This window comes from Pararobbsia alpina, assembly GCF_902859895.1.
Taxonomy (GTDB): Bacteria; Pseudomonadota; Gammaproteobacteria; order Burkholderiales; family Burkholderiaceae; genus Pararobbsia; species Pararobbsia alpina.
On record NZ_CADIKM010000001.1, the window covers coordinates 288,944 to 301,997 of the forward strand.

Sequence of the window (13,054 nt, forward strand, 5' to 3'; positions counted from 1 at the left end):
TGAGGTTCGGTAGAATGCGGATTTTAACCGATGGGATAGGTTGTCACTGACTTATCGGTGTCGCGCACCGCGCCGTTCATTCCTCATACCCGGTCCTTCCATTGTTGGTGCCTCCCTTGCCTCTTGCGCCCCCTGTCCGCCAGCTCGTGCTCGACCTCGGCACGCCGCCGCCGGCGACGTTCGACAATTTCGTGACAGGCGGCAACCTCGAACCGGTCGCGCGTCTGCGGGGACTGTTCGACGGCCTATCCGCCACTGCCGAACCGCCGGCGGACCGCACTTTCTATCTCTGGGGGGAGAACGGCAGCGGACGCAGCCATCTTCTGTACGCGCTTTGCCACGCGGCGCCGGCTGACCGCGCACGCCACGCAGGTCCGCACAGCCCGCTTGCGGCGTTCGAGTTCGAGCCCGAAATCGTGCTGTATTCGGTCGACGACGTGAACGGGCTGTCGAGCGCGCAGCAAATCGCCCTGTTCAATCTGTTCAATGAGGTGCGCGCGCACGCGCGCCACGCGCTCGTCGTCGCCGGAAACGCGGCGCCGCTCGCCCTCACGGTGCGCGACGACTTGCGCACGCGGCTCGGCTGGGGCCTCGTCTACCAGATTGCGCCGCTCGACGATGCGGGCAAGATGCTCGCGCTCAAGAATGCCGCACGCGCGCGCGGCATCGCGCTCGCTGATGATGTGCCGCCTTACCTGCTCACCCATTTCAAGCGCGATATGCCGAGCCTGATGGCGCTGTTCGACGCGCTCGACCGCTTTTCGCTCGAGCAGAAACGCGCGGTCACGCTGCCCCTGCTGCGTGCGATGTTGGCCAGTCTCGACGGCGAATTACAGGATGGCTGAGATTATCCGGAACGATCGCCCGAACGCTCTCCCCGCTTCAAGTAAAATGCGCCCCATGACTAAAGCCGCACGCAATCTCGCGCTGTTCGATCTCGATCACACCCTGCTGCCCACCGACAGCGACCACGAATGGGGTCGTTTCATGGTCAAGCTCGGCATTGTCGACGAACCCGCCTTCAGCCTCGCGCACGAGCGTTTCTATGCGGACTACAAGGCCGGCTGCCTTGACATCCATGCCTACCTGCGCTTTTCGCTCGCACCGCTCGCCCGCCACTCGCGCGCGCAGTTGCACGAGTGGCACCGCCAGTTCATGGCCGAGGTCATCGAGCCCGCGCTGCTCCCGGTCGCGCTCGAACTCGTGCGCGAACACCAGGATGCCGGCGACTTGTGCTGCCTGATCACGGCGACCAACGCATTCGTGACCGAGCCGATCGGACGCGCCTTCGGCATCGAGTGCCTCATCGCACCGATGCCCGCGACACTTGACGGCGACCCGCACGGCCCGTACACGGGTGAGCTCGACGGCATTCCGAGCTTCCAGGAAGGCAAGATCATCCGCACCGAAGAATGGCTCAAGTCCCTCGACAAGGACTGGTCGAGCTTCGAGCGCAGTTATTTCTACAGCGATTCCCGGAACGACATTCCCCTGCTCGAGAAAGTCACCGATCCGATCGCGACGAACCCCGATCCGACGCTGCGCGAACATGCGCTCCAGAAGGGCTGGCGGATTCTCGAACTGTTCGAAGCCAAGTGATAAAAAAACTGATACGCCGGCTCCTGGGCCAGGACCCGAACACAAGCCCGGACGACCGCAAGGCCGGAGCCTTGGCTGCTGCCTTGCCGAAGACGCCGACGGTGCCCACCGTGGTATCGGCCGATATTCACCATATCGACCCGGGGCTGATCTCGCGCAATGCGGTCCGCGTAACAGACACGCTCCAGCAAGCCGGCTTTCGCGCCTTCATCGTCGGCGGCGCCGTGCGCGACCTGCTGCTCGGCGTCGCGCCGAAGGATTTCGACGTCGCCACCGATGCGACGCCCGAGGAAGTGCAGAAGCTGTTCCGCCGCGCACGGATCATCGGCCGGCGGTTCCAGATCGTGCATGTGCAGTTCGGTCAGGAAATCATCGAGACGTCCACCTTCCGCGCGCTGGTCGACCAGCCCGGCGGCGACGGCGAGAACGAAGGCAAAGGCTCGCCGGAAGCCCGGGCCGCCGCGAAGGCCGTCGTGAAGACGCAGACCGAAGCCCCCCGCCGACTCAAGCGCGCCGATCTCGACCGACGCACCCATGCGGTCGACGCGAGTGGCCGCGTCTTGCGCGACAACGTTTGGGGCGAACAGCACGAGGACGCGACACGCCGCGATTTCACGATCAACGCGATGTACTACGATCCGGCGACGCAGACCGTGCTCGACTATCACGACGGGATGGCCGATATTCGCGCACGCACGCTGCGCATGATCGGCGACCCCGCGACGCGGTTCCGCGAAGATCCGGTGCGCATGCTGCGCGTCGTGCGTTTCGCGGCCAAGCTCGGTTTCGAGATCGACCCTGCGACGCGCGCGCCGATCACGAGACTCGCCGACCTGATCAACAATGTGCCGGCCGCTCGTCTGTTCGACGAGATGCTCAAGCTGCTGCTCTCGGGCCACGCGCTCGCCTGCCTGCAGCGGCTGCGCGCCGAAGGGCTCCATCATGGCCTGTTGCCGCTGCTCGATGTCGTGCTCGAGCAGCCGCACGGCGAGAAGTTCGTCACGCTCGCACTGACGAGCACCGATGACCGCGTGCGCGCGAACAAGCCGGTCTCGCCGGGTTTCCTGTTCGCGGCACTGCTCTGGCAGCAAGTACAGGACCGCTGGCAGAAACACACCGCGAACGGCGACTATCCGATTCCCGGGCTGCATCGCGCGATGGACGAGGTGCTCGACACGCAGACCGAAAAACTCGCGATCCAGAAACGCTTCGTCGCCGATATGAAGGAAATCTGGTCGATGCAGCCGCGCCTCGAAAAGCATAGCGGCCGTACCGCCTTCAAGCTGCTCGAGCATCCGCGCTTTCGCGCCGCCTACGACTTCCTCGTGCTCCGGTGTGAATCGGGCGAGCTCGATGCCGAAGTCGGCCAGTGGTGGACCGATTTTGTCGACGGCGATATCGGCGCGCGCGACGCCCTGCTCACGCAAGGCTCCGCCAAGGAACGCGGCCCGCGCCGCCGGCGGCGCCGAGGCGGGCGCAAGGCAGGTGGTGAGGAAGGCGGCCAGGCGGGGGACAGTACCGACCACGACGGAGGTGAAGGTGGCAACGGGCACGCAGGAGCCGAGCGCGACTACCATCACGAAAACGGCGGCGGTTACAAGGGCGACTGAGCGTGGGCTGCGGCGCGACGCTGGCAAGCGGCACTGCGCAGGAAGTGGCAAGATGCACGTCGTACTCGCTGATCGATGCACAGGGCGTCGATCGATTCGACGATCGACGGGATCTGTAACGAACGAAGCAATAAGATGACGTTAGCCTATCTTGGCCTGGGTGCGAACCTCGGCGATGCGCGGCAGACGCTCAAGGATGCAGTCGTCTGCCTGGCCCAGCATGCCAGCGTGACCGTGCTCGCCAAGTCGAGCTTCTACCGGTCCGCGCCGGTCGATGCGGGCGGCGACGACTATTTGAACGTCGCCGCGGCGATCGATACGACACTTAGCGCCCAACAATTGCTCGCGCTATGTCTTTCGATCGAACACCATTTCGGACGCGAACGGCCGTTTCGGAACGCGCCGCGCACGCTCGACCTCGATGTGCTGCTATACGGCCAAGAGACGATCGACTCGCCGCAGCTTGTCGTCCCGCATCCGCGCATGACGCGCCGTGCATTCGTGGTCGTACCGCTGCTTGAACTGGATCCGGCCCTCGAGATTCCCGGGCTCGGCCTCTTGCAGGGTTTTCTCGCGGATGTGGCCGACCAGCGCATCGAAAGGGTCGAAGTATGCCAGTGCCGTATCGCGACCCGCTCCCCCTCTTCCTGAACCGCACGCCGTGCCGGCGTGCTCCCCTGGAGCCTGTTCGATGAGTTATCTCCAAGAGACAGCGCGCACGGCCGTGACCGTGCCGCGTCTCGCTGAAATGCGCGCGCGCGGCGAAAAGATCGCCATGCTCACCGCCTACGACGCGAGCTTTGCCGCGGTCTGCGATGCGGAGGGAGTCGATTCGGTCCTGATCGGCGATTCGCTTGGCAATGTATTGCAAGGCCATCGGACGACCTTGCCGGTGACACTGGCCGACATCGCCTACCACACGGCCTCGGTCGCGCGCGGCACCCGCAGCGCACTCGTGATCGCCGACCTGCCGTTCGGCACCTACGGCACGCCGGCCGATGCCTTCAACAATGCGGTAGCGCTCATGCGTGCCGGTGCGCAGATGGTCAAGCTCGAAGGGGGCGAATGGCTCGCCGAGACGATCCGCTTTCTGGTCGAACGCGCGGTCCCGGTCTGTGCGCATGTCGGCCTGACGCCGCAGTCGGTTCACGCATTCGGCGGCTTCAAGGTACAGGGCAAGACCGATGCGGGCGCCGAGCAGTTGCGACGCGATGCGCTGGCGGTCGAGCAGGCGGGTGCACAACTCCTCGTGATCGAGGCGGTCCCGGGCGCGCTCGCGAACGACGTCACGCAGTCGCTTGCGATTCCGACCATCGGGATCGGCGCGGGCGCCGGCTGTTCAGGCCAGGTGCTCGTGCTGCACGACATGCTCGGCATCTTCCCCGGCAAGCGGCCGCGTTTCGTGAAGAACTTCCTGGAGGAAAACGGCAGCGTGCAGAACGCGATCGGCGCCTATATACGTGCCGTCAAGGACGGTTCGTTTCCCGGGCCCGAGCATACGTTCTAGCCGAGCGTGGCGCGCAGCGGCCCTCTCAGTGCATTGCAGACCATCAGGTCTTCGGCATGCAGCAGGTCGTCGTGCGTGAGCACGCGCTCGCTGGCGTGCCATTGCGGATCCGCGAGGACGATCGCGCGCATCACGCCCGGCAGCAGGCCGCTCGAAAGGGGCGGCGTCCACCAATGGCCGTCGCGCTTGACGAAGACATTGCTACGGCCGCCCTCGGTGAGTTCGCCACGGGTGTTGAAGAACAGCATGTCGAACGCGCCCTGCGTGTCGGCCGCGCGCCACGCACTGTCGTATTGATCGCGCCGGGTCGTCTTGTAGCGCAGCAAGGGATCATCGGCGTCAGTCGATGCATAGCCATGCTCGGCCGCCAGTACCAACTTGACCGGAATGTGCGGCAAAGGCGTGAGCGGCCCGCCACCGACCGTGACTGCGCCAGCCGCATCGAGCGTGACCTTGACACGGTGCTCGCCGTCGCTGAGCTGCGGCAGGTAGGCGTTCACATGCTCGAGAATCGAGGTGGGATCGAATTTCATGCCGAGCTCGGCCGCGCTGTGCACGAGCCGGGCGAGATGCCGGTCGAGATGCGCGACGCCGCCGGCGCGAGTTGCACGCATCGTTTCGAACAGAGCCAATCCGGCATCGTTGCCCGTTGCAAATCCTGCTTTCACTTTACATTCATCCCATTCTGAAGCCGCGACGCTGTCGAGCACGATTCCCGCGCCGACACCCATTTCGCCCCGATGCGTATCAGCATCGAGCACAAGCGTGCGGATCGCGACGGATAGACAGAAATTGCCACAGCGGCGCGTGTCCGTCGGTGCGTCCAGCCACCCAATCGAACCGGTATAGAGGCCCCGCGGCGAAGTTTCGAGTTCGGCGATCAGCTCCATCGCCCGATGCTTCGGCGCTCCAGTGATCGATCCGCACGGAAACAGCGCACGCATGAGTTCGGCAAAGGAGCGTCCCGCGTCGATCCGCGCGCGCACCGTCGATGTCATCTGCCAGACGCGGCCATAGGCACCGACCGAAAACAGCGCGGGCACCTCGACCGACCCGGTCTGCGCGACGCGCCCGATATCGTTGCGCAACAAGTCCACGATCATCAGGTTTTCGGCACGATTCTTGGGATCTGCCCGAAGACCGGCTCGCACCCGTGCGTCCTCGTCCGGATCGTCGACACGGGCGGCCGTCCCCTTCATCGGTTGCGCACGCAGCATACCCGCCTCGTGCTGCAGAAAGAGTTCAGGCGAGCAGGACAGCACGAAGCGCGCATCCGGCAATGCGATCAGCGCGCCATAGCGCACGGGCTGCCGCGCCCGCAGTCGCCGGTAGAGGGACACCGGCGAACCGAGCACGTCGAAGCCGAGCCGGTAGGTATAGTTGATCTGATAGGTATCACCGCGCTCGAGCGCCGCGCGAATCTGCGCAAGCGCATCGTCGAAGCGTTCGCGCGGTGTATCTTCCTTGATCCGCGCGAGCCCTGCGGGAGCCGCTTGCAAGGCGGCATGATCCGCCTCCACGAGCCATGCATCGACGGCTTCACGTGACAGGTGTTCGCAATTCGAGAAAAGCAAAAAGCGCAGCGCCGGTCTCCCGGCCTGCGCTTTTTGCTCCACTCCGGCATTCGCCCTTGCGACGCACGCTTGCTCCGCATCGCCCGCCCGAGCGATGCGATCGACTGACACTTGCGTACCCCATTCATAGTCGGCGAGCACGATCGCATGCAGGCCGTCGCGCAACGCGCGCTCGGCTTGCGCGCAGACAGCCTCGGCATCGTCGGCGCCATACGAAGCCAACTCACCGACCAGCCCCGTATAAAGACGGCTGGTCGGTGCGGCCAGGGATGCGTCGCAATCGTCGAGCAACGCGAACGGCGTCAAACCCATCTGCTCCTATTCGAAGAAGCTCTTGACCCGATCGAACCAGCCCTTGCTTTGCGGGCTATGCCGCGCGCCGCCTTCGGTCAGCGACCGCTCGAATTGCTTGAGCAGATCACGCTGCGTATCGGTGAGCTTGACCGGCGTTTCGACTACCACATGCACGTACAGGTCGCCGGGCACCGTGGCACGCACGCCCTTGATGCCTTTGCCGCGCAGACGGAACGTACGGCCCGATTGCGTGCCCTCGGGCACCGGGAACGTTACGCGGCCCGACAACGTGGGTACCTCGATCTCGCCACCGAGCGCCGCGTTCGTGAAGGCGATCGGCATCTGGCAGTGGAGGTCATCGCCGTCGCGCTCGAACACACTGTGCTGCTTGATATGGATCTCGACAAACAGATCACCCGATGGCCCCCCGTTCAGACCCGGCTCGCCGTTGCCAGCCGAGCGGATGCGCATGCCGTCGTCGATGCCGGCCGGGATCTTCACTTCGAGCGTCTTCGTCTGCTTGACCTTGCCCGCGCCGTGGCAATTCGTGCAAGGCTCGGGAATATAGCTGCCGGAGCCATGGCATTTCGGGCAGGTCTGCTGGATGCTGAAGAAGCCTTGTGACATCCGCACCGCACCGCTGCCGCCGCACGTCGGGCAGACCTCGGGCTTGGTGCCCGGCTTCGCGCCGTTGCCGTGGCAGATGTCGCAAGCGGTCCAGCTCGGCACGCGAATCTGCGTCTCGTAGCCGTGCGCCGCCTGCTCGAGCGTGATCTCCATGCTGTAGCGCAGATCGGCGCCGCGATAGACCTGCGGACCACCGCCGCGCCCGCCGCGCTGACCGGCCCCGCCACCGCCGCCCGCAGCCTGGCCGAAGATATCACCGAAGATGTCGCCGAATGCCTCGGCAAATCCGCCAAAGCCCTGACCGCCCGCCCCCGCCATGTTCGGATCGACGCCTGCATGTCCGTACTGGTCGTAGGCCGCGCGCTTCTGCGCGTCGGACAGCATTTCATAGGCTTCCTTCGCCTCCTTGAAATGCTCTTCCGCGTCCTTGTTGTCTGGATTCCGGTCGGGGTGATATTTCATCGCGAGCTTGCGATACGACTTCTTGATCTCGTCTTCGCTCGCGTTCTTGGCTACGCCCAGAACCTCGTAATAATCCCGTTTCGCCATAATCCGTGCTGATACTCGCAACGGGCCTCGCGACCCTCACAAACGATAAAGCCTGGTCGGCCCAAAACGGGACGCCAGGCGCCGCAATCGACAAGCAAACCGGCCGCGTGGGCTTGATCCGCGCGGCCGGTTGGTCCTGTTTAGTCCTTCTTGACTTCCTTGAACTCGGCGTCGAGCACGTCGTCTTCGGCCTTGGCCGAGGCCTGCTGCGCATGCTCGGCTTCCTGGCCACCCGCTGGCTGGGCATCGCCGGCCGCCTGCGCAGCCTGCATATCGGCATACATCTTTTCGCCGAGTTTTTGCGACGCCGCCGACAACGCTTCGACCTTTGCATCGATATCGGCCTTGTCGCCGCCGCGCACCGAGTCCTCGAGCGCCTTGATCGCTTCCTCGATCTTGGCCTTCTCGCCCGCCTCGAGCTTGTCGCCGTAGTCGACGAGCGCCTTGCGGCTGCTGTGGATCAGCGCATCGGCCTGATTGCGCGAATCGGCCAGCTCACGCAGCTTGCGATCTTCGACGGCATTCGCCTCGGCATCCTTCACCATCTGTTCGATCTCGGCTTCGGAGAGGCCCGAGTTCGCCTTGATGGTGATCTTGTTTTCCTTGCCGGTCGCCTTGTCCTTCGCCGACACGTGCAGGATACCGTTTGCATCGATATCGAAACCGACTTCGATCTGCGGCACGCCACGCGGTGCGGGCGGGATGCCTTCGAGGTTGAACTCGCCGAGCAGCTTGTTGCCTGCCGCCATCTCGCGTTCGCCCTGGAACACCTTGATCGTCACCGCGGCCTGGCTGTCGTCAGCCGTCGAGAATGTCTGCGAATGCTTGGTCGGGATGGTCGTGTTCTTCGCGATCATCTTCGTCATCACGCCGCCAAGCGTCTCGATACCGAGCGACAGGGGGCTCACGTCGAGCAGCAGCACGTCCTTGCGGTCGCCCGACAGCACCTGGCCCTGGATCGCCGCACCGACTGCAACGGCTTCGTCCGGATTCACGTCGCGACGCGGTTCCTTGCCGAAGAACTCCTTGACCTTCTCCTGCACCTTCGGCATCCGCGTCATGCCGCCGACGAGAATCACGTCGTCGATCTCGCCGATCTTCACGCCTGCATCCTTGATCGCAATGCGGCACGGCTCGATCGTGCGTTCGACGAGTTCCTCGACGAGCGCCTCGAACTTCGCGCGGGTGATCTTCAGGTTCAAGTGCTTCGGACCGCTCGCATCGGCCGTGATGTACGGCAGATTGATTTCGGTCTGTTGCGAGCTCGACAGTTCGATCTTCGCTTTTTCGGCGGCTTCCTTCAGGCGCTGCAGCGCGAGCACGTCCTTCGAGAGGTCGACGCCCTGGTCCTTCTTGAACTCGCCGATGATGTAATCGATGATGCGCTGGTCGAAATCTTCGCCGCCGAGGAAGGTGTCGCCGTTGGTCGAGAGCACTTCGAACTGCTTTTCACCGTCGACGTCCGCGATCTCGATGATCGACACGTCGAACGTGCCGCCGCCGAGGTCATAGACGGCAATCTTGCGGTCGCCCTTCTCATTCTTGTCGAGGCCGAACGCCAGCGCGGCAGCGGTCGGTTCGTTGATGATCCGCCGCACCTCGAGACCCGCGATGCGGCCGGCATCCTTGGTCGCCTGGCGCTGTGTGTCGTTGAAGTAGGCCGGTACCGTGATCACGGCTTCGGTGACAGTCTCGCCCAGATAGTCTTCGGCGGTCTTCTTCATCTTGCGAAGGACTTCGGCCGAAATCTGCGGCGGCGCCAGCTGCGAGTCGCGCACGTCGATCCATGCATCGCCGTTATCGGCCTTGCTGATCTTGTAGGGCATCAGGCCGATGTCCTTCTGCACTTCCTTTTCTTCGAAGCGCCGGCCGATCAGCCGCTTGACCGCGTACAGCGTGTTGCGCGGATTGGTCACGGCCTGACGTTTGGCCGGTGCGCCCACGAGAATCTCGCCGTCTTCCATATAGGCGATGATCGACGGCGTGGTGCGCGCACCTTCCGAGTTCTCGATCACCTTTGTGGTGTTGCCTTCCATGATCGCCACACACGAGTTCGTGGTGCCGAGGTCGATACCGATAATTCTGCCCATTCTCAAATCTCCGTTATTTCCGTATCCGCAGCCCCGCTCTCGAGCCAGGCCAACGATGTTCGATGTCGTGTAAATCGGGGCGCGCTACCTGCTTTTCAAGACCCTGAGTCAAACAGGGCTACTTTTTTCGAGCGATCTTCTTGCGCGCCCAGTCCAGCTGTGCCGTCATGCCCGCTGTCGTGCCGACCGGTATGGCTGTCCGCCCTGGCGGCCTGAACTCTGGCCTGAACGCTGACCTGAACTTCTGGCCTGCCGCTCACGGGCGACGCACCTTGCCGGCCCGGCGGGCTACTTCGGTGCTGAAACCGTCACCAACGCCGGGCGCAGCACGCGGTCGGCGATCAGGAAACCCTTCTGCAGAACGGTGACGACCGTGTTGGATTCCTGTTCGGACGGCACCATCGAGATGGCCTGATGACGATGCGGATCGAACTTCTCGCCGACGGGATTGATCACGGCGACGCGGCCCTTTTCGAGTGCCGAATTGAGCTGACGCAAGGTCAACTCGATGCCCTCGCGCACCTTGACGAGATCGCCAGAGGAATCGGTGGCCGCGGCCTCGAGACTGTCGATCACCGGAAGCAGATGCTCGGCGAACCGCTCGATCGCGAATTTGTGCGTCTTTTCGACATCTTCCTGGGCGCGCCGACGCACATTCTCCGTCTCGGCCTTCGCGCGCAAGAAGCTTTCCTGCATTTCGGCGAGTTTGGCCTGGACCTCGGCGAGCGCCGCATCCGCGTCAGCCGGCGCAGCCGGTGCAGCCGCTGTGTCGTTGCCGGGCACGGGGCCCGTCGTCTGGCTGGCCGCCTGGGCGGCGGCAGCTGTCTCGGGCGTCTCGCCCGGGGCCTGCGTCGCTTGGTTTTCTTCCATGCTCATTCCGTCTGTGGTCGATCAGATTCGTGGGTGGGTACGATGCAGTCCGGCACCTCGCAGGAGCACCGCAGCCCGCCGCGTCATGCCTTTCGGGGGCAAATGACGCGCTTTGTGCGATATCGGGCTGCTCATACACCTTTTCAAGCCCCAATTCGACAATTTTTTGTAGAACACTGCATTGCAACGCGCGGTTACATAGTCGTGCGGTCTCTCGTCGTAATCCGATTGAGCCTGCTTTTTTGCTGGCCTACACTTGATTCATCAAGCGCATCTCTCGCGCCTGCGAACCTTCCCATGCGCCGTCCATCGCGCTCGGGGGAACCCGCCGGCTCACCGTGCCGCGAGCGTTTGCGCCTCCGGCCTGCCCCACGGCGGGCCACTCACCGTCGCGAAGGGTTCATCATGAGACTGGGCTATGCGATTGCGACAGTCGCGGCCGTGTTGATCGCGACCACACTGACGATCTGCCTGTCAGGTGCGGTCACCCGCTGCAATTCCGAATATGGGGGCGCCAAAGCCACCATCATGTCATGGGTCGCCCCGCGCACGGTTGTGTGCCACTGAAACCGGCGGCCTGGAACGGATAAGCTGAAGCCGGCGACCTTGTGTGCCTGCTGCGGACCGATGCATTGTCGCAGAGCAATCCCTTGTCGCAGACCCATCCCCTGTCGCAGAGCAATCCCTTGTGGCAGACCGATTCTAGTCCCCGCCCGAAAAGCGGTCGATCACGCGGCGCTCACGCTTGGTCGGCCGGCCATGACGTTCTTCCGCGGGTTCGTGAAACACTTTCCGGCGTTCGAGCTCGGTGCGCCGCGCCGCAATGCTTTCGTCCGTCTCGGCGTAGAGCGTCTGCGCAACCGTTGCCGGACCGCGCACTTCGCAGATGCCCTTGACCTCGACGACCCAACGCACGCGCTCGATCTCGATCGTCACGAGGTCGCCGACCTTGACTTCCTTCGCCGTCTTGACGGCGTCGCCGTTGATTCGCGCACGCCCTTTGTCGACCGCATCGGCCGCCATGGAACGGGTCTTGAAAAAGCGCGCGGCCCAGAGCCATTTGTCGATGCGCAGCCGCGCACCGGGCTCGGTCGAGATCTTGTATTGCATGACGTTCTGCGCGCCTAGCGCGTAAAGTCGGCCGCCGCGGCGCCATGGCCCGGGTGCGGCACGGCCGTGGAGGGAGGGATGGCGGAGTGTGAGGCCGAAGCCGACCCGGCCCCGAAGCCCGCACCGGTCGCAGCCCCGGATGAGGCGTCAAATGACGCGCCAGACGATCCGGGCATCGGCTCGAGCCAGCCTCCGAGGTTGGTCAGCGCGAGTTCGCCGAGCGCGTCAATGAAGAGCGGCGACGCATTGACGCACGGAATCCGGTGGTAGACCTTGCCGCCGGCTTTGATGAACGCGTCGCGCCCTTCCATGCCGATTTCCTCGATCGTTTCGATGCAGTCGGCCGTGAAGCCCGGGCAGAATACGTCGACGCGCGTCACGCCAGCCGCGCCGAGTTCGGCGAGAGACGGAGCCGTGTAAGGCTGGAGCCACTCCTCACGGCCGAAACGCGACTGGAACGTCACCCGGCAACTCGTCTCATCGAGCCCGAGCGCGCGGGCGAGCAAGGCGCCGGTCAATTGACACTGGTCGTGATACGGATCGCCGAGATCCAGCGTGCGCTTGGGCAGACCGTGGAAGCTCAGCAGCAGCCGGTCGCCGGCCGCAAAATCGGGCGTGCCATGGATCGTCCAGTATTCCCGCAGCTGGGCCACGAGCGAGGCAATATATCCGGGCGCATCGGGATACTGCTTGATGACACGGATTTCCGGCTGGTTGCGCATGCGGCGCATCGCCTGGGCCACCTTGTCGAACAGGGTGGCTGTCGTAGAGGCCGCGTATTGCGGGTACATCGGCAGAAGCAGCACGCGGTCCGCGCCGGCGCGCTTGAGCTGGCCGAGCACATCGGCGATCGAGGGCGTACCGTAGCGCATCGCATACTCGACCAGCACCGGCGCGCCTTGCGCGGCGAACCAGTTGCGCAGAGCCTGGACCTGCTGCTCGGTATGGACCCTCAGGGGCGAGCCTTCGGGCATCCACACCGAAGCGTACTTGTGTGCGGACGAACGGCCCCGGAACGGCAGGATCAGGCTGCGCAGGATCGGCTGCCAGAGCCAGGACGGAATTTCGACCACACGCGGGTCGGACAAAAACTCGGCAAGATAGCGGCGCACGGCAGCCGGCGTCGGCGCATCCGGCGTGCCGAGATTGATCAGCAGCACGGCCGTGCGGCGCGCGCCCGCGTTGGGGTTCTGCGAGGGAAGTTCGAGATCGAAACGCATCAGG

Annotated in this window: 12 protein-coding genes; 6 read left to right on the forward strand and 6 right to left on the reverse strand. The window is 64.2% G+C overall.

Annotation, left to right across the window (positions count from 1 at the left end):
- Window positions 1–116: 116 nt before the first annotated feature.
- The 5 genes from hda to panB all read left to right on the forward strand — a co-directional run bounded on the left by hda (window position 117) and on the right by panB (window position 4,716).
- Window positions 117–845, forward strand: a complete 729-nt coding sequence (hda, locus tag HV670_RS01280) for a DnaA regulatory inactivator Hda (RefSeq protein WP_175102801.1) — start codon at window positions 117–119, stop codon at window positions 843–845.
- 55 nt (window positions 846–900) lie between these two features.
- A complete protein-coding gene (locus tag HV670_RS01285) occupies window positions 901–1,599 on the forward strand; it encodes a histidinol-phosphatase (protein WP_175102802.1) in 699 nt (232 codons plus the stop codon).
- On the forward strand, window positions 1,596–3,209 hold the full coding sequence (gene pcnB / locus HV670_RS01290) for a polynucleotide adenylyltransferase PcnB (protein WP_175102803.1): 1,614 nt from the start codon (window positions 1,596–1,598) through the stop codon (window positions 3,207–3,209). The genes HV670_RS01285 and pcnB overlap by 4 nt, the downstream gene beginning before the upstream one ends.
- Before the next feature lie 135 nt (window positions 3,210–3,344).
- On the forward strand, window positions 3,345–3,860 hold the full coding sequence (gene folK / locus HV670_RS01295; RefSeq protein ID WP_175102804.1) for a 2-amino-4-hydroxy-6-hydroxymethyldihydropteridine diphosphokinase: 516 nt from the start codon (window positions 3,345–3,347) through the stop codon (window positions 3,858–3,860).
- 40 nt (window positions 3,861–3,900) lie between these two features.
- A complete protein-coding gene (gene panB, locus HV670_RS01300) occupies window positions 3,901–4,716 on the forward strand; it encodes a 3-methyl-2-oxobutanoate hydroxymethyltransferase (protein WP_175102805.1) in 816 nt (271 codons plus the stop codon).
- On the opposite strand, the gene pabB is transcribed toward panB, so the two are convergent.
- The 4 genes from pabB to grpE all read right to left on the reverse strand — a co-directional run bounded on the left by pabB (window position 4,713) and on the right by grpE (window position 10,720).
- Window positions 4,713–6,602, reverse strand: coding sequence for an aminodeoxychorismate synthase component I (gene pabB, locus HV670_RS01305; protein ID WP_175102806.1), 1,890 nt, complete (start codon window positions 6,600–6,602; stop codon window positions 4,713–4,715). The two genes, panB and pabB, sit on opposite strands and share 4 nt — an antisense overlap.
- 6 nt (window positions 6,603–6,608) lie before the next feature.
- Window positions 6,609–7,760 (reverse strand): molecular chaperone DnaJ, encoded by a 1,152-nt coding sequence (gene dnaJ, locus HV670_RS01310; RefSeq protein WP_175102807.1) that lies wholly within the window; start codon window positions 7,758–7,760, stop codon window positions 6,609–6,611.
- Window positions 7,761–7,900: 140 nt separating this feature from the next.
- Window positions 7,901–9,850, reverse strand: a complete 1,950-nt coding sequence (gene dnaK, locus HV670_RS01315) for a molecular chaperone DnaK (protein ID WP_175102808.1) — start codon at window positions 9,848–9,850, stop codon at window positions 7,901–7,903.
- A 288-nt stretch (window positions 9,851–10,138) separates the two neighbouring features.
- The gene (gene grpE / locus HV670_RS01320) at window positions 10,139–10,720 is read right to left on the reverse strand and encodes a nucleotide exchange factor GrpE (RefSeq protein WP_425511365.1); all 582 of its coding nucleotides are present in this window, start codon (window positions 10,718–10,720) and stop codon (window positions 10,139–10,141) included.
- A 405-nt stretch (window positions 10,721–11,125) separates the two neighbouring features.
- Between grpE and HV670_RS01325 the strand changes: the two genes are divergently transcribed.
- A complete protein-coding gene (locus HV670_RS01325) occupies window positions 11,126–11,287 on the forward strand; it encodes a hypothetical protein (protein WP_175102810.1) in 162 nt (53 codons plus the stop codon).
- A gap of 135 nt (window positions 11,288–11,422) precedes the next feature.
- On the opposite strand, the gene HV670_RS01330 is transcribed toward HV670_RS01325, so the two are convergent.
- Together HV670_RS01330 and hemH are read right to left on the reverse strand one after the other, a co-directional pair.
- On the reverse strand, window positions 11,423–11,830 hold the full coding sequence (locus HV670_RS01330; protein ID WP_175102811.1) for an RNA-binding S4 domain-containing protein: 408 nt from the start codon (window positions 11,828–11,830) through the stop codon (window positions 11,423–11,425).
- 14 nt (window positions 11,831–11,844) lie between these two features.
- Window positions 11,845–13,050, reverse strand: a complete 1,206-nt coding sequence (gene hemH, locus HV670_RS01335; RefSeq protein WP_175102812.1) for a ferrochelatase — start codon at window positions 13,048–13,050, stop codon at window positions 11,845–11,847.
- Window positions 13,051–13,054 lie beyond the last annotated feature (4 nt).